Annotated in this window: 15 protein-coding genes; 6 read left to right on the forward strand and 9 right to left on the reverse strand. The window is 64.0% G+C overall.

The genetic code is table 11. The features are described 5' to 3' along the window. Positions 1-10: 10 nt before the first annotated feature. The 6 genes from hpaH to R2C4_RS19610 form a co-directional block, all read right to left on the reverse strand. Positions 11-811, reverse strand: coding sequence for a 2-oxo-hept-4-ene-1,7-dioate hydratase (gene hpaH, locus R2C4_RS19585; protein WP_141891901.1), 801 nt, complete (start codon positions 809-811; stop codon positions 11-13). After that, complete coding sequence (locus tag R2C4_RS19590; protein WP_141891902.1) at positions 808-1,674, reverse strand: fumarylacetoacetate hydrolase family protein; 867 nt, start codon at positions 1,672-1,674, stop codon at positions 808-810. The genes hpaH and R2C4_RS19590 overlap by 4 nt, the downstream gene beginning before the upstream one ends. Then, positions 1,674-3,086, reverse strand: coding sequence for a pyridoxal phosphate-dependent decarboxylase family protein (locus R2C4_RS19595; protein WP_141891903.1), 1,413 nt, complete (start codon positions 3,084-3,086; stop codon positions 1,674-1,676). The genes R2C4_RS19590 and R2C4_RS19595 overlap by 1 nt, the downstream gene beginning before the upstream one ends. A 60-nt stretch (positions 3,087-3,146) precedes the next feature. Beyond that, complete coding sequence (gene hpaD, locus R2C4_RS19600; RefSeq protein WP_141891904.1) at positions 3,147-4,127, reverse strand: 3,4-dihydroxyphenylacetate 2,3-dioxygenase; 981 nt, start codon at positions 4,125-4,127, stop codon at positions 3,147-3,149. 90 nt (positions 4,128-4,217) lie between these two features. Further along, positions 4,218-5,729 (reverse strand): 5-carboxymethyl-2-hydroxymuconate semialdehyde dehydrogenase, encoded by a 1,512-nt coding sequence (gene hpaE, locus R2C4_RS19605; protein WP_141891905.1) that lies wholly within the window; start codon positions 5,727-5,729, stop codon positions 4,218-4,220. After that, the gene (locus R2C4_RS19610; protein WP_141891906.1) at positions 5,729-6,121 is read right to left on the reverse strand and encodes a 5-carboxymethyl-2-hydroxymuconate Delta-isomerase; all 393 of its coding nucleotides are present in this window, start codon (positions 6,119-6,121) and stop codon (positions 5,729-5,731) included. The genes hpaE and R2C4_RS19610 overlap by 1 nt, the downstream gene beginning before the upstream one ends. 113 nt (positions 6,122-6,234) lie before the next feature. Between R2C4_RS19610 and hpaR the strand changes: the two genes are divergently transcribed. The 5 genes from hpaR (at position 6,235) to R2C4_RS19635 (ending at position 12,098) form a co-directional block, all read left to right on the forward strand. Next, on the forward strand, positions 6,235-6,675 hold the full coding sequence (gene hpaR, locus R2C4_RS19615; RefSeq protein ID WP_141891907.1) for a homoprotocatechuate degradation operon regulator HpaR: 441 nt from the start codon (positions 6,235-6,237) through the stop codon (positions 6,673-6,675). A 272-nt stretch (positions 6,676-6,947) separates the two neighbouring features. Then, a complete protein-coding gene (locus tag R2C4_RS19620) occupies positions 6,948-8,198 on the forward strand; it encodes a sarcosine oxidase subunit beta family protein (protein ID WP_141891908.1) in 1,251 nt (416 codons plus the stop codon). A 15-nt stretch (positions 8,199-8,213) separates the two neighbouring features. Continuing rightward, positions 8,214-8,501, forward strand: coding sequence for a sarcosine oxidase subunit delta (locus R2C4_RS19625; RefSeq protein WP_141891909.1), 288 nt, complete (start codon positions 8,214-8,216; stop codon positions 8,499-8,501). A 26-nt stretch (positions 8,502-8,527) separates the two neighbouring features. Beyond that, positions 8,528-11,524 carry a sarcosine oxidase subunit alpha family protein gene (locus tag R2C4_RS19630; RefSeq protein WP_208764544.1) on the forward strand — a complete coding sequence of 999 codons (2,997 nt, stop codon included), beginning with the start codon at positions 8,528-8,530 and terminating at the stop codon, positions 11,522-11,524. Continuing rightward, positions 11,517-12,098, forward strand: coding sequence for a sarcosine oxidase subunit gamma (locus R2C4_RS19635; protein ID WP_141891911.1), 582 nt, complete (start codon positions 11,517-11,519; stop codon positions 12,096-12,098). The genes R2C4_RS19630 and R2C4_RS19635 overlap by 8 nt, the downstream gene beginning before the upstream one ends. A 204-nt stretch (positions 12,099-12,302) precedes the next feature. On the opposite strand, the gene R2C4_RS19640 is transcribed toward R2C4_RS19635, so the two are convergent. Beyond that, positions 12,303-13,307, reverse strand: coding sequence for a GlxA family transcriptional regulator (locus tag R2C4_RS19640; RefSeq protein WP_141891912.1), 1,005 nt, complete (start codon positions 13,305-13,307; stop codon positions 12,303-12,305). A 93-nt stretch (positions 13,308-13,400) separates the two neighbouring features. Next, positions 13,401-14,747, reverse strand: a complete 1,347-nt coding sequence (locus R2C4_RS19645) for an NAD(P)-binding domain-containing protein (protein ID WP_058285440.1) — start codon at positions 14,745-14,747, stop codon at positions 13,401-13,403. A 163-nt stretch (positions 14,748-14,910) separates the two neighbouring features. Between R2C4_RS19645 and R2C4_RS19650 the strand changes: the two genes are divergently transcribed. Further along, positions 14,911-16,212: an ABC transporter substrate-binding protein gene (locus R2C4_RS19650; protein WP_058285441.1), complete on the forward strand. Its 1,302-nt coding sequence runs from the start codon at positions 14,911-14,913 to the stop codon at positions 16,210-16,212. 52 nt (positions 16,213-16,264) lie between these two features. On the opposite strand, the gene R2C4_RS19655 is transcribed toward R2C4_RS19650, so the two are convergent. Further along, positions 16,265-16,990: a FadR/GntR family transcriptional regulator gene (locus tag R2C4_RS19655; RefSeq protein ID WP_058285442.1), complete on the reverse strand. Its 726-nt coding sequence runs from the start codon at positions 16,988-16,990 to the stop codon at positions 16,265-16,267. Between the last annotated feature and the right edge of the window lie 91 nt (positions 16,991-17,081).

Consider the following 17,081-nt stretch of genomic DNA (forward strand, 5'->3'; position numbering starts at 1 on the left):
GGGCCTCCTGTCAGGCGAAATTGATGGATACGGAACCGAAGGGGCCGAAATCTGCGGCGATTTCCGTGCCCGGCGGGCATTCGATGGGGCGGATGAAAGAGCCTGAGAGCACGATATCCCCGGCCTCGATCTGTTGTCCATATTCCGCCATCCGCCGCGCCAGCCACAGGACCGAGGTGACAGGATCGTTCAGAACACCCGCGCCGAGGCCGGTTTCCTCTACTGTGCCGTTGCGGGCGGCGATGGCACCCACCCAGCGCAGGTCGTGAGCGTCCACGGCGTGGCGCTCCGCGCCCAGCACGACGCCTGCATTGGCGGCGTTGTCGCTGATGGTGTCGGTGATGATGCGGGCCTGGCCAGTTGCCGGGTCCGCCCGCAGGATGCGGGTGTCGAGGATTTCCAGAGAGGGGGCTACATAATCCGTGGCGGCCAGCACGTCCGCGCGGGTACAGGCTGCGCCTGCGAGGGGAGATTTCATGACAAAGGCGATCTCCGCCTCCACCCGCGGCTGGATGAAGCGGCCTGCGGGGACGGTGCCGCCGTTTTCGAACGCCATGTCATCCAAGAGCACGCCGCTGTCGGGGGTGGTGATGTTCAGCGCCTGCTGCATGGCGCGGCTGGTGAGGCCGATTTTCCAGCCGATTTTCCTGCGCCCGGAAGCCAGTTTTCGCCGTATCAGAGCCTGTTGCACCGCATAGGCATCGTCCAGCGTCATGCCGGGATAGGCCAGTGAGAGCAGACCGCATTGCTGGCCGGTTTGCTCGGCTTTCAGCAGGACTTCGGCGGCGTCCTCGTGCTGCTCGGGGGTCATGCCTGCCCCCCGTTGAACTCATCCTCGACGGTGTTGCGCAGGATGCCGATGCCCTCCACCTCAACCTCGACCACATCGCCGGGGACCAGGTATTTCGGCGGATCAAACCGCGCGCCTGCCCCGGTGGGGGTGCCGGTGATGATCACGTCACCCGGCTGCAGGGTGGTGAAGGTGGAGATATAGGCGATCTCCTCGCGGATCGGGAACATCATCCGGCTCAGGGTGTCGTCTTGGCGGACCTCTCCGTTCACGCGGGTGAGGATGCGCGCCTCATCCAGCTGGGCAGCATCCGTGAAGGGCACCAGCCAGGGGCCGATCGAGCCGGAGTTGTCCCAATTCTTGCCTTGCGTGACGTTGAACTTGGCGTGGCGGACCCAGTCGCGGATGGTGCCCTCGTTCGCCAGCGTCAGCGCCGCGATGTGATCGTAGGCGTCTTCCGGTTTGATCCGGCGCCCTGCTTTGCCGATCACCACGGCGACCTCGCCCTCGTAATCCAGCGTGTGGTTTTCCGGCGGGCGGATCAGTGGGCGCTCCGCCGCGGTGAAGGAGCGCGGGAAGCGGGGGAACAGGGACATATGCTTGGGCTGGGCGGAGCCGTCCTTGTATTCCGCGTTGCGGTCAGGGAAGTTGACGCCGACGCAGAGGATCTTTTCCGGGTTGGGGATGGGGATCTCATAGACAAAATCCGTGTGTGTGACGGGCTTGCCCTCAGCGGCTTCGGCTAGTTCGGGCAGGCCTTGGGCGGCGATCACCTCGCGCAGGGTGGGCCAGTCCGGGAAATGCGGCGATAGGGCGATCATGCCTGCGTCTGTCACAGCGCCATAGAAGGTCTCGCCATCGGCGGAGTAGGTGGCAAAGCGCATCAGGTCAGGTTCCTTGCGATTTCGGTGATGACGTCGAAAGCCATCATCACGTCCGCTTCGGTGGTTTCAAACTGGCCCGCCTGGAAGCGGATCACCAGCTCGCCGTCGAGGCGGGTCTGGGTCAGGTAGATGCGGCCGTCATCGTTGATGGCGTTGACCAGCCTTAGGTTCAGATCGTCCAGATTCGCGGCACCCTCGGGCGCGTAGCGGAAGGACCAGAGCGACCACATCGGCGGGGTGGTGATCTGGAAATCAGGCTCGGCTTTCAGCTTGTCATGCAGCTGGCTGGACCAGGTGATGTGATTGCGCAGGCGCTGGCGCAGGCCCTCCAGCCCGTAGGTGCGGATCAGGAACCAGATTTTCAGCGCGCGGAAGCGGCGGCCCAGTGGCACGGACCATTCGGAATAGTTGATGATGCCGTCATGGCCGTGGGTTTTGAGGTATTCCGGGCTGATGGCGAGGGTTCGCACCAAGTCATCCGGGTTCTTCAGAAAATGGGCGGAGCAGTCGAATTGCACGCCCAGCCATTTGTGCGGGTTGAAGACGATGCTGTCGGCGCGCTCCACCCCCGGCCAGTAATGGCGGTACTCCGGGCAGATCATCGCGGAGCCGGCCCAGGCGGCGTCGACATGGGTGTAGAGGCCGTATTTTTCGGCCACGTCCAGCACTTGATCGACGGGGTCGGTGGCGCCAACGCCGGTGCCGCCGACGCAGAGGATCACGCCCGCGGGCTGATGGCCAGCGGCGAGGTCGGCTTCGATGGCGGCTTCGAGTGCTGCCGGGTCCATGCCGCGCCAGTCGCCCTTGATGGGGATCCGGATCAGGTTCTGCTGGCCGATGCCCGCGACCCAGATGGCGCGGTCGATGGAGGTGTGGACCTCAGAAGAACAGTAGATGCGCAGCGCTTTCTGTCCGAACAGGCCTTGGCTGTTGCCTTGCCAGTTCAGCGCCTTTTCCCGCATGGTCAGCACTGCGGCGAGGGTGGCAGAGGAGGCAGAGTCCTGGATGACCCCCTGGAACTGGTCAGGCAGGTCCAGCGCCTGGCGCAGCCAGTCCATCATCCGGGTCTCCATCTCCGTCGCCGCGGGAGAGGTCTGCCACAGCATGCATTGCGGCGCGATGGCTGAGGTGAGGAATTCCGCCAGCACCGAGGGCGCGGCGGCGTTGGAGGTGAAATAGGCAAAGAAGCGCGGGTGCTGCCAATGGGTGATGCCGGGCATCACGATGTCCTCGAAATCGCGGAAGATCGCCTCCATCCCCTCGCCGTCCTCGGGCGGGGTCTGGGGCAGGGCGCTCAGCACTTCGCCGGGTTCGGTCCTGGCGCGCACCGGGCGGTCGCCGACGGTCAGGTGATAGTCCTGCGTCCAGTCCGCGACCCTGCGGCCCCATTCGGAGAAGTCATCCCATTTCATTCTTCTTACCTTGTTCTTTTGGGAGTGTGCCCGGCCGGGGGCCGGGCGCGATCCTTTTCATCAGGGTGCAATAATCGGCTGCGCGTTCAAGGCGCTAGGTTTCGGGGTGGCGCCTTCAAACACCGAGCCTTCCTCAAACCAGCTGCGCGGCGCAGGCGCACCCCAAAGGGTCTGGCGCTGCGGGTCGGTGAGCGACCATTTGATCGGCTCCAGGTCCGGGTCGACGGTCTGGTAGTCGGAGCAGTAGATCTCGATCCGGTGGCCGTCGGGGTCGCGCACATACAGGAAGAAGGCGTTGGAGATGCCGTGGCGGCCGGGGCCGCGTTCGATATTGCCGACGTAGCCGGTGGTCGACATCAGGTCCAGGAGGTCGATGATGTTCAAAGGGTTCGGCACCCAGAAGGCGGTGTGGTGCAGGCGGGGGCCGAGGCCGTTGGTGAAGGCCACGTCGTGCACGCCGCCCTTGCGGTGCATCCAGGCGGCCCAGATCTTGCCGCTGTCGTCATCCTCGGTGAACTCCGTGACGCGGAACCCCATCTCGTTATAGAAGGCGACGGAGGCATCCACATCCGCGCTGAACATGTTGAAATGGTCGATGCGCAGCGGTTTTACCCCGTTATAGAGCCTGTATTTCTGGTGGATCGGCTCCAGCCGGTCCATTTTGACGTAGAATTCCAGCGGGATGCCCCAGGGGTCGCGGGTGCGCAAGGTGCGGCCCATGTGCGGGCGGTCAACCCATTCCGCCGGCAGACCCTTGGACGTGAAGAAGTCTGCCGCCTTGTCCAGGTCCGGCGCATCGTAGAGTTTGAAGCCGAGGACGCCGACGGACGCCGTGTCCGCCTTGACCAGCACGATGCAATGGTGGCCGCGTTCTTCCATCGCGCGGAGATAGATGCGGCTGTCGTCCTCATGCGTCACCTGCAGGCCGAGGGTATCCACATAGAAGGCGCGGGAGGCGGTGAGGTCGGTGACGGCGTATTCCACATGGCTGAGCCGCACGATGTTGAAGGGCGGGTAGAGGTTCGGGGCGGGAACGGGCATGGTTTGGACCTTTCGCTTGAGGCCGGGTGCGGGAGCGAGGGGCCGGCCCCTCGCGCTCCCCGGGATATTTTGAGCCAGAAGAAGAGCGGATCAGGCGCCGAGGCGCGGGATCTTGTGGCGGCCGGTGGCAAAGCCGATGTGCTTTTGCTCCATGTAGAACTCGAACGACCATTCGCCGCCGTCGCGGCCGATGCCGCTGGACTTGACCCCGCCAAAGGGGGTGGGCAGATGGCGGACGTTTTCCGAGTTCACCCAGATCATCCCGGCCTCCAGCGCGTTTGTGAAGCGCAGGGCACGGGTGAGGTCGTTGGTCCAGACATAGCCTGTCAAACCGTACTGGGTGCCGTTGGCCAGTGTCAGGGCCTCCTCCTCGTCCTTGAAGCGGATCGCGGTGAGGACCGGGCCGAAGATTTCCTCCTGTGCGATGGTCATATCGTTGGTGGCATGTGTGAACAGCGTCGGGCGGACGAACCATCCCTTGTCGCCTGCGCGGATGCCGCCGGCGGCGATGGTGGCGCCGTCCTGTTTGGCGGTCTCGAAGTAGGACGTGACCTTGTCGAAATGCACCTTGTGGATCAGCGGGCCAACCTCGGTCGCGGGATCCAGCGGGTGGCCGACTTTGATGCTGTTGACGCGCTCGATCAGCTTGGCCTCGAACGCCTCCGCGATGCTGTCCTGCACCAGAAGGCGCGAGGAGGAGGTGCAGCGCTCGCCATTGAGCGAGTAGATCATGAAGATGGCGGCATCGAGCGCGCGGTCGAGGTCGGCGTCGTCAAAGACCACCACCGGGTTCTTGCCGCCCAGTTCGAAATGCACGCGCTTCAGGGTGTCCGCGCCCTGCTTCATGATCATCGAGCCGGTTTTCGACTCGCCGACAAAGGCGATGGCCTTGATGTCCGGGTGTTCGGTGAGCGCGCGCCCTGCGTCCTCGCCGAAGCCGTTCACAAGGTTCCAGACGCCCGCAGGCAGGCCGGCCTCATGCGCGATTTCGGCCAGGATGCGGGCAGTAAGGGGGGAGAACTCGGCCGGTTTGTGGACCACGGTGCAGCCCGCCGCCAGCGCGGGGGCGATCTTCCAGGTGGACAGCATGAAGGGCGTGTTCCAGGGGGTGATGACGCCCACCGGGCCGATCGGCACGCGGGTGGTCACGTTCATCAGCGTTGGCGATTGCAGCTGCTGGCCGTCGCGGGCGGATGCGGCCTTATCCGCGAAAAAGCGGAAGTTTTCGGCGCCGCGCAGGGCGGCCTTGGACATGAAACGGATGGCTTGCCCGGTGTCCCAGCATTCGCACAGCGCGATTTCCTCGGCGCGTTCGACGATCAGATCAGCGATGCGGTGCAGGATCTTCTTGCGCTCCAGCGCCGGCATGTCGCGCCAGGCGGGAAAGGCGGCCTTGGCGGCTTGAGCTGCAGTGCCGATGTCCTCAGCGCTGCCTTTGGCAACGGAGCAGATCACGCTTTCGTCCACCGGCGAGAGTGTTTCGAAGGAGGCGCCGGAGGCGGAGGGGCGGGTTTCGCCGTTGATCAGGTTCAAAATGCCGGTCTCGCGGAAGCGGGCCAGATGGCGGTTCAGCGTTTCGGTGTTGGTGTCCAGATCGCTCATCACGGGTCCGCCTTTTGCATGTGGTCGCGGATGGTGCCGCATTTCGGGGAAAGCTCCGGGTCGATGTCGCGCATTTCCAGCGACAGGGCGATGGAGTGCTGCTGCAGGGCCGGTTCCAGAAAGGACTGTGCTGCCGCGAACACGGCCTTGGCGGCGCGCTTGCGGGTGTCCAGATCGCGCCCGGCGCGCAGCCGGATGGAGATGTCGATATAGCCGTGCTGCGGATCGCCGTCGGCAATCGAGACATGGCTGGCGGCAAAGGCGCGCACCCGGATCCCGGCCAGCGGGAACACGCCGGTTTCCGCTGCCGCCTGCCGCAGATGGCGGCAGAGCGCGGCAATGTCGGTGCGGTCCTCCATGTTGGCGGAGTAGTCCAGCGTGATGTGCGGCATATCCAGTGTCCTCCTGAATTGCTTAACATGTGTAGCAAAATGAGGGCCGCCGGTCAAGCAGAAGAAATCCAAGCAGCAATTGCGTTTAGCCTGCAGCGGGGTGATAATCGGCTATGACCAAGATGATGCCGGCCACCGACCGTTCGCTGCCAATTGCTCTGCTCCGGGCGCGGGAACGTGTGATGGGTCCGATCCGGGCGCTGCTGAGCGGCGCGGGTCTGACCGAGCAGCAGTGGCGGGTGCTGCGGGTGGTGCAGGAAGACGGGCCGATTGACCCGACCCAGATCGCCGACAAGGCCTGCCTGCTGCTGCCAAGCCTGACGCGGATCCTGCAGAAGCTGGAGGAAAAGCAGCTGATCAGCCGCGTGCGCGACAAGGAGGACCGCCGCCGCCAGGTGGTGCGGATCGCGCCTGCGGGCGAGAAGGTCATCGCCGACAACATCGAGGCGAGTCTGGAGTTGATGAACCGGACCCGGGCCAAGATGGGGCCTGAACGCTATGAGGCGCTTTTGGACCTGCTGAATGAGCTGGACCAGATTGATCTGACGGAGTGAGTCGCTGCTGCCGCATCTGGCGCGGATGTCCGGGCGGGTGACGCAAACCGGGCAGCGTAAGAATTTTCCGGTGCCTGTCTGTGGTTTCTTGATTTTATGAATAAAATCAGTTGCTTGATTTTGCATGGAAGCCTCTGGGTGCCGGTTGTCCCGCTGCAGCTGAATGGGCGAATTCGCGCTGCTGACGCAAATGGCGCGGCCGGTGTCCGAAATCGCTCTGTGAAGACCGGCGTTTCTCAACAACTGTTGCAAGGACAGTTGATGAGGACATCATGCGGTATTCCGGCCTGAAAGTGATCAAGGAGGCCCTGACGGGCCACAAGGGATGGCGCCCCGCCTGGCGTGATCCGGAACCCAAGAAAAGCTACGATGTGGTGATCATTGGCGGCGGCGGGCACGGGCTGGCGACGGCCTATTACCTGGCCAAGAACCATGGGCTGACCAATGTCGCGGTGATCGAGAAGGGCTGGATCGGCGGCGGCAATGTGGGCCGCAACACCACCATCATCCGCTCCAACTATCTGCTGGACGGCAACGAGCCGTTTTACGAGCTGTCGCTGAAACTGTGGGAAGGGCTGGAGCAGGACTTCAACTACAACGCCATGGTCAGCCAGCGCGGCATTCTGAACCTGGTGCACACCGATGCGCAGCGCGATGCGGCGCGGCGCCGGGGCAATGCGATGATCCTGAATGGCTCGGACGCGGAGCTTTTGGACACCGAAGGCGTGCGGGCAATGTACCCGTTCTTGAACTTCAACGACGCGCGCTTTCCGATCAAGGGCGGGCTGCTGCACCGCCGCGGCGGCACTGTCCGGCACGATGCGGTGGCCTGGGGCTATGCCCGCGGAGCGGACCTGCGCGGGGTGGACATCATCCAGAACTGCGAAGTCACCGGCTTCAGGATCGAGAACGGTAAGTGCCTGGGTGTGGAAACCACCAAGGGCTTCATCGGCGCCAACAAGGTGGCGAGCTGCGTGGCCGGCTCCTCCAGCCGGGTGATGCAGAAGGCGGGGATGCGCCTGCCGATCGAAAGCCATGTTCTGCAGGCCTTTGTCTCTGAGGGGCTAAAGCCGGTGCTGGATGGCGTTGTCACCTTCGGCGCGGGGCATTTCTATGTCAGCCAGTCGGACAAGGGCGGGCTGGTGTTTGGCGGTGACCTGGACATGTACAATTCCTATGCGCAGCGCGGCAACCTGCCGGTGGTCGAGGATGTGATGGAAGGCGGCATGGCGCTGATGCCGATGCTGGGCCGGGTGCGGATGCTGCGCAGCTGGGGCGGCATCATGGACATGTCGATGGACGGCTCCCCCTTCATCGACAAGACCCATATCGACGGGCTCTATTTCAACGGCGGCTGGTGCTACGGCGGGTTCAAGGCGACCCCGGCGTCGGGCTGGTGCTATGCGCATCTGCTGGCGACTGATACCCCGCACAAGGTGGCGGCGGCCTACCGGCTCGACCGGTTCCGGCGCGGCTGCATGATCGACGAAAAGGGCCAGGGCGCCCAGCCGAACCTGCACTGAGGAAAGGAGCACACGATGATTATCAACCATCCGATCCTCGGGCCGCGGGACAGCCAGGAGTTCACCTACCTGGGGGACGCCAGCCTGATCGACCGGCCGGACTGGCAGGCCGAAAACGCGGCGGACCAGTTCCACGATTACCTGTACCTGCGCGACAACCCGGCGGGCGAGCACCGCGAATTGTGGTTCCATGAGCAGGGCGACCGCTCCTGGCTGGTGGTGACCCGCAACACCGTGACCCATGAAATCCTGACTGTCGAACTGGCCCGCGATGTGGCCCGGGCAAGGGGGCGCAGCAAATGACTGACGCAGTGATCAATGCCGGCGCCATGGCGTTCCGCGCCGATGGCAGCAATGGCACCCGCAAGGGGGTGCAGGTCAACCGTCTGGACGGCGGGCTGATCAACGGCGCCCGGAAGCTGGGCTTTACCTTTGACGGCAAGCGCTATGAAGGGCATGAGGGCGACACGCTGGCCTCGGCGCTCCTGGCAAACGGCGTTCGGCTGATGGGCCGGTCGTTCAAATACCATCGTCCGCGCGGTGTGCTGACCTCTGGTTCTGAAGAGCCGAACGCGCTGGTCGAGCTGCGCAGCGGCGGGCGGCAGGAGCCGAACACCCGAGCGACCGTGGCGGAGCTGTATGACGGGCTGGAGGCGAATTCTCAGAACCGCTGGCCGTCGCTGCAGCATGACTTCATGGCGATCAATGACCGGTTCTCGAACTTCCTGACCGCGGGATTCTACTACAAGACCTTCATGTGGCCTGCGGCGTTCTGGGAGAAGGTGTATGAGCCGATCATCCGCAAGGCGGCCGGCCTCGGCAGCATCAGTTTCGAGGCCGACCCGGATGCCTATGACAAGGGCTTCCTGCATTGCGACCTTCTGGTGATCGGGGCTGGTCCCACCGGCCTGATGGCGGCGCTGACCGCGGGCCGGGCCGGGGCGCAGGTTATCATCGCGGATGAAGACTTCCTGCTGGGCGGGCGTCTGAATGCCGAGACATTCGGCGTCGGTAACCTGACCGGCGCGGCCTGGGTTGCGCAGGTGCAAGCTGAACTGGCGGCGATGCCGAATGTGCGGGTGATGCCGCGCACCACCATCATCGGCGCCTTTGACCACGGCATCTATGGCGCGGTGGAGCGGGTGGCCGACCATGTGCTGGCGCCGGAAACGGGCAAGCCGCGGCAGATCCTGTGGCGGATCTACTCCAAGCGGGCAATGCTGGCGGCGGGTGCCACCGAGCGTCCCATCGCGTTTGAGAACAACGACCGTCCGGGCGTGATGCTGGCGGGTGCGGTGCGCGCCTATGCCAACCGCTGGGCGGTGACGCCGGATCAGACGGTTGCGGTCTTCACCAACAACGACGATGGCCACCGCACCGCCGCCGACCTGATTGCCAAGGGCGTTAAGGTCACGGCGGTGATCGACACCCGCGCGGATGCGCCCAAGGTTGAAGGCGCCGAGCTGTTTGCCGGGGCGCAGGTGATCGACACGAAGGGCCGGCTGGGTCTGGAATGGGCGCAGGTGCGCCTGGCAAACGGCACCACCCGCGACGTGCCTTGCGGCGCGCTGGCAGTGTCCGGCGGCTGGAACCCCAACGTGCATCTGACCTGCCACCAGCGCGGCCGCCCGGCCTGGCGCGAGGATATTGCCGCCTTTGTTCCCGCAGGTGAGCTGCCGCAGAACATGTCCGTGGCTGGAGCTGCCAATGGCGATCTCTCCACCGCTGCCGCATTGCGGGCCGGTGCCGAGGGCGCGGTGGCTGCGCTGTCGGAGTTGGGGATCGAGGCCAAGGCGAGTGATCTGCCCGAGGCCGAGGACGCGCCCGTCAACGTGACCCCCTTCTGGTACGTGAAGGAAGGCAAGGGCCGCGCCTGGCTGGACCAGCAGAACGACGTCACCGTCAAGGACGTGAAACTGGCGCATCAGGAGAACTTCCGCTCTGTCGAGCACCTGAAGCGCTACACCACCCTGGGCATGGCAACCGATCAGGGCAAGACCTCCAACATGGGCGGTCTGGCGATCATGGCTGAACTGGCGGGCAAGCAGATCCCCGAGGTCGGCACCACCATGTTCCGCCCGCCCTACACGCCGGTGTCTTTCGGTGTGATGGCTGGCCGCTCGGTGGGTGAGGAATTCCGTCCGACCCGCAAGACCCCCAGCCACAAATGGGCTGAGGAGCAGGGCGCGGTGTTTGTCGAGGTCGGCCAGTGGCTGCGGGCGCAGTGGTTCCCCAAAGCGGGCGAAACCCATTGGCGCCAGTCGGTGGACCGCGAGGTGCTGCAGACCCGCAATTCGGTCGGCATCTGCGACGTGACCACGCTGGGCAAGATCGATGTGCAGGGCAAGGATGCTGCCGAGTTCCTGAACATGATGTATGCCAATGCCTTTGCCAAGCTGCCGGTGGGCAAGGTCCGTTACGGGCTGATGCTGCGCGAAGATGGCATTGCCTATGACGACGGCACCGCGGCGCGGTTTGCCGAGGATCATTTCGTGGTGACCACCACCACCGCCAACGCAGTTCTGGTCTACCGCAACATGGAATTTGCGCGCCAGTGCCTGTTTCCTGACATGGATGTGCAGCTGATCTCGACCACCGAGGCCTGGGCACAGTTCGCGGTGGCGGGTCCGAATGCCCGCAAGCTGCTGCAAAAGGTCGTGGACCCCGAGTTCGACATCTCGAACGAGGCGTTCCCGTTCATGGGCTGCGGTGAAGTGACCGTGGCGGGCGGCTGCCGGGCGCGGCTGTTCCGGATCTCCTTCTCGGGCGAGCTGGCCTATGAGATCGCGGTACCGACCCGGTACGGCGATGCGATGATCCGCAAGCTGATGGAGGCGGGCGAGGAGTTCGGCGCTGTTCCCTATGGCACCGAGGCGCTGGGCGTCATGCGGATCGAAAAGGGCCATGCGGCAGGTAACGAGCTGAACGGGACAACCTCGGCGCTGAACCTGGGCATGGGGCGGATGGTCAGCAAGAAGAAGGACTGCATCGGCAATGTGCTGAGTGAGCGGCCGGGCATGAACCAGGACGACGCGCTGAAGCTGGTGGGCTTCAGGCCTGTGAATGCTGGTGATCCGGTGCAGGCCGGGGCGCATCTGATGAACGCCGATGGCGAGGTCAGCGCGGCCACCGATCAGGGCTATATCACCTCTGCCGCCTATTCTCCGGTGCTGGGCTGTTCGATCGGGATCGGCTTCCTGAAGCGCGGCGACGCGCGGATGGGCGAGGTGATCCGCGCAGTCAACCCGCTGGAGGGCAAGGAAACCCGGGTCGAGGTTGTCAGCGCGCATTTTGTGGATCCGGAAGGGGAGCGTCTCCGTGGGTAAGTTTGATCAGCATGGGCTGAAAGCCATCTCTCCGCTGGGCGGGCATGAGCCGCGGGCGGATGCCTTCACCGGCCTCCTGATCCGGGAAGTCACCGACCGGGCGCTGGCCTCGCTGGCGGCACGCCAGGGGCAGGCGGAGGCGGTGAAAGCCGCGGCTGCATCGCATCTGGGCGGTCTCTTGCCGGAGCCTGCCCGCTGGAGCGCGGCGGGGGAGCTTGCGGCCTGGTGGATGGGGCCGGATCTGTGGATGGTCTCTGCCCCGCATGACAGCCACGAGCTGCTGGCGGCTGAGCTGAAACAGGCAGTCGGCGACGCGGGCTCCGTGGTGGAGCAGACCGACGGCTGGTGCTGTTTCGGCATGGAAGGCCCGCGCTGCTTTGACGTGCTGGAGCGGCTGTGCAACGCCAATATTCGTGCGGGCAAGGCGGGGGATGCCACCCGCACCTCGGTGGAGCATCTGGGGGTATTTCTGCTGTGCCATGCGCCGGGGCAGAGATATTCGATCATCGGCCCGCGTTCCTCGGCGGCATCGCTGCATCATGCACTGGTGGCGGCGGCGAAATCGGTGATCTGAGAAATCTGCACGACGATTGAAGCCGCCCGGCCGTAGTGCCGGGCGGTTTGCCTTTGGCGGCCGGAGGCGGTCAAAGGAACTGGCTGGCCTGCGTGCAGGGGGCGGATGCCTCCGGCGGGAGTATTTTCAGAAAGATGAAAAGAACCAGAACAGCCGCAGACATTCTGCGGCTGCTAGGGGCTATTTCGAGAAAGGGCCGCGGCGTCAGACCGACGGGATCGGCCGGTTGTCCTGGACCCGGAACAGGTTCACCTTGCGGCGTTCCTCCTGCGGGGTGACGCCAAAGCTTTCGCGGTAGTGCTGCGACAGGGTGGAGGAGGTGGCGTAGCCCACCGCATTGGCGATCGAGGTGATCGAGTCGCGGGAATACATCACCAGCTGCCGCGCCGCATTCATCCGCAGGGTGCGGTAATAGATCGCCGGGCTTTGGCCGGTGGCGGCCTTGAAGCTGCGCTCCAGCTGGCGCGGCGAGACGCCGATTTCGCTGGCGGCATCGCGGATCGACACCGGATGCTCCAGATTGTCGGCAAAGAGTTCGACGGCCTTGGCGACCGGCGGCGGCAGGCTGTCGGCGGTGCTGTCGGTCTTGAAGGCGGGGATTTTCTGGCGCACGCCCTCGGCCCGGACCATCGGGTGCTGGAACCAGCAGGCGACTTCGGTCATCACTGCATCGCCCAGGGTCTGTTCAATCAGTTTCAGGGACAGATCGAACATCGCCGCAGCGCCGCTGGCGGTGAAGCGGCGGCGGTCCAGCACCATGACGTCGTCAACGGTGGCCAGCGACGGGAATTCGGCGGTGAAGGCGGCCTTGTAGCACCAGTGGACAGAGCAGCTGTGCCCGTCCAGCAGGCCGGAGCGGGCCAGCGGGAACACGCCGCCGGAGACCGCGCCCATCTTGGTGCCGTGGCGGGCCAGGTGGCGCAGCTTGCCGTTTGAGCCCTTGGGGTCCTCAAACTTGCCTTGCGGGCTGGACAGCAGGAACAGGGTGTCGATGTCTTCGGTCTGGTCCAGGGAGCAGTCGGGCTGGAACGCCACATTGGCGGAGGCATTCACGCTGGCGCCGGTTTCGGAGATCAGTTTCCATCGGAAGGTTTCGGTGCCGGCAATTTCATTTGCCGCCCGCAGGGGTTCGATGGCCGATGTCAGGCAGGCCATTGGAAAGCCGGGAAAAATCAGAAATCCGAGAGTCATGGTGTTGTCGCGCTGCATGGGGTTGATCTTAGCTTGCGAAAGGGGATTCGCACAGCAGCGAAAGGGTGCCCGCGCCGTACAGGAAGGGGAAAACGGCGCGGGCGGATCTGCTTAGTTTTGCAGATATGATTCCAGCGAGTCGTCCAGGGCGTCTTTCCACGGAGTGTGGTGCACGGGCGCCATGGTGCCGGTGATCACTGATTTGTAGGAGTTGTTGCGGAAGGCCATGATGTCCTGGGCCTTGTGCCCCTTCCATTCGTAGAAGGCCTGGCAGGCGCCGGCCACGTCGAAGGTCGGGTAGTCGGTCTCCTCGATCAGCTCCAGCACGTAATCGCCCTGGTATTTGATCGCGTATTTGACGTCGTCCGAGGCTTCTTCGCGCTCCTCGCGCTCTTTCACGTCGGCCAGCAGGGTGTCCTTGTCCGACGGGATTTCGATCTTGCCCATGATCGCGTCGCGGACCCACCAGGCCTGGGCGTCGAACATGTTGAAGGTGAACCACTGATCCTGCATGCCCAGATAGAACATCTTGGGGTTATGCACGTAGACCACGCCTTTATACAGGTCGGCGGCGGCCAGGCGGTTGGCGGTCTTCAGGCGCAGATCGTCCGGCAGGAAGTTGAAGAAGTGCTTGTAGCCGGTGCAGAGGATGATCGCGTCGACCTGCTTCTGGGTGCCGTCGACGAAGGTGGCGGTGTTGCCGCTGACGGATTCCAACGCCGGTTTTTCTTCCCAGTTGTCGGGCCATTTGAAGCCCATCGGCGCCGAGCGGTAGGAGGAGGTGACGGATTTGCAGCCGTATTTCCAGCACTGCGAGCCGATGTCTTCGGCAGAGTAGGAGGCGCCGAGGATCAGGATATCCTTGTCCTTGAACTCACGGGCGTCGCGGAAGTCGTGGGCGTGCAGCACGCGGCCGTTGAAGGTGTCGAAGCCGGGGTAGAACGGCACGTTCGGGGTCGAGAAATGGCCCGAGGCGCAGATCACGTGGTCGAAGTCTTCCTTATAGGTGCTGTCCTTGGCATGGTCGTGCACGGTGACGGTGAAATTGCCCTTGTCCTCGTTGTAGTCGACCCAGCGGATGGGAGAGTTGAAACGGATCCACTTGCGCACGCCGGCCTTCTTCACCCGGCCTTCGATATAGTCGAACAGCACGGCGCGCGGCGGGTAGGAGGCGATCTGCTTGCCGAAATGCTCCTCAAACGAATAGTCGGCAAACTCCAAGCCTTCCTTGGGGCCGTTCGACCACAGGTAGCGGTACATCGAGCAGTGCACCGGCTCGCCGTTTTCATCCAGGCCGGTGCGCCAGGTGTAGTTCCACAGGCCGCCCCAGTCGTCCTGCTTTTCAAAGCAGACGATCTCCGGAATCTCTTCGCCTTTGTTGGCGGCAGACTGGAATGCGCGCAGCTGGGCCAGGCCGGAGGGGCCGGCGCCGATGATGGCAATGCGTTTCTTGGTCATGTGGCTCTCCCATTGGTATGGACCAATATGTTTGTTTGGTTCTTTTGGTCTGATCCAATAAGGTCCAAAATTGCACCGCCGAGTCAACATATTTTCACGGAGGGAATACTATTTTTCCCTGATTGGACTGGCAGGGCGGAGATTTATCGTTAGGATTCAGAACATGAAGACGACGAGTTTTGCGCACCAGCTGGCCGCCCGCGCGGCGCTGCCCCGGTTGTCGGTGGGGATGACAGAATCAGTGAATATCGGCTTTTTGGGTCCGCTTTCGGGCCGGGTCGAGAGCTGGGGGCTGCCTGGATTGAACGGCTGTCGGATCTGGGAGGACGGTCTGAACAAGGCGGGCGGGCTGCTGATCGGCGGCCGCCGTTACCCGATCCGCATCCATTCTTACGACTGCGGCCATGACCCCGAACGCTCGCTGGAGGGCGCGGTGGAGCTGGTGCAGAAGCATAACGTCAAGCTGATGCTGATGCTGGGCGGGGACACCTTTGCGGCGGTGCGCGGCTTTCTGATGCGCAACAAGGTGCTGACATCGACCCTGCTGCCCACGGATCTGTCGCCGGACACGCCCTATCTGATTGCGCCCAGCGAGGCGCACCCGATCCAGAATGTGACCGGGGTGGCATGGCTGGCGGAAAACCGGCCGGAGCTGAAAACCGTCGCCCTGTGCAGCCAGGCCGATCTGCTGGGGCTGCCCGCGCAGGCCGTCTACCGCGCGGCGTTCAAGGCGGCGGACAAGCAGATCCTGCGGGAAGTGCAGTATGATCCGGCCGCCAGCGATCCGGCGCCGGTGGTGGACCCGATGCTGGAGAGCGGCGCCGATATCCTGTGCTGGTGCTCGTCCTATGCGCCGATGGTGCATGCGATGACGCAATACGCCTATGCCAAGGGGTTCAAGGGGCAGATCATCAGCTGCACCATGGATGGCTACGGCCAGCTGGTGGAGAAAACCTCAGCCGAATTCATGGAAGGGGTGGTGTTCCAGTTCCCGGATTTCGACGATCCAATGCTGCGGGAGAAGGCGTTTTTCTTCAACCGTCCGCATGTGTTCTATGAGGAGTACAACCGCCGCTTCCCGGGCAGCTGGTCCGCGGTGAGCTGGGAATATGTGGCGATCCTGGATATCTGGCACAGCGCGGTGGAAAAGGCGGGATCGGTTGAGCCGCTGTCGGTGCTGGCGGCGATGAAACAGCTGGGCCATGTCACCCATGCCTTCGGCCACGCGGAATGGTGGGGCGAGGATATCTTCGGCATTTCCAATGCTTTGGTCGGCGATTGGCCGGTGGTCACCATCCAGGACGGCAAGGCGCGGATCGCCGGGTTCAGGTCGATCCCTGCCTGGCTGGCACAGCACTCCAATCTGTTGAAGGCAGAGATGGAGGCGCTGGGGCAACTGTGGCATCAGCGTCTGGAAAGCGGCGCACCGGGCAGCCAGGTCGGCTCGCGCGCCGTGCAAGTCTGACGGGGTGGCTGGCGTGCCCGGCCGGGAGGCGCAGGGCGGCAGCGGCGCGGGGTCAGATATCCTGCAGCAGCAGCTTCTGTTCGTCGATCAGGTGCAGCTTGATGAATTCCACCGCGGATTCCACATCGCGTGAGGCGATGGCGTTGAACAGCGTGTTGTAGCGCTTCTGGTAGTCCTGAATCCGCTGCGGCGTCAGGTGGCGGCGGCGCAGGGCGGTGCGGTAGGACAGGCGGCAGGCCTCGATCGTCAGCTCGTAGCAGGAGTGCAGCAGCGGGTTCCCGGTGCCCTCGGCGATCTTGCGGTAGAGATCCTCCTCCGCCTCGATGAAGTCGCCGGGATCGGTGCGCACGGCCTCGACCCGTGACAGGATCTCATCCAGCTCCTCGATCTGGCGCGGTGTCATGTTGATCACCGCCAGGCGGATCATCTCCGGCTCCAGAATGCCGCGCACAACCAGGTGGTCGAGCGGCGACACTTCCTTGGCCAGCGAGGAATAGGAGGTTTCGGGCTTGGGGTCGGAGCGGAATTTGACAAAGCTGCCGGAGCCGGGGCGGCGGTGGATCACGTTCTGGCTGGCCAGAACATCCAGTGCTTCGCGCACGGTGTTGCGGGCAACCCCCAGTTCCGAGGCCAGCGTCCGTTCGGATGGCAGGCGGGTGTCGACCGGATAGGTGCCTGCCTTTATGCGGGCAAACAGCGTGTCGATCACCACCTGCACGGTGGCGCCCACCGAATGCGTGGTCAGGATTTGCGAAGTCGTCTCTTCCGCTGAGCTCATATCTGTTTTCCAGGCCGGACGAGCGGGAGAATCCCCTGCTCCTGATCACTGTGCCAAGGGTGCAAATACCGGTTTTGGCGGCCGGTGCGCA

The sequence above is a fragment of the Leisingera aquaemixtae genome, assembly GCF_006740765.1.
In the GTDB taxonomy this organism is placed as follows: Bacteria; Pseudomonadota; Alphaproteobacteria; order Rhodobacterales; family Rhodobacteraceae; genus Leisingera; species Leisingera aquaemixtae.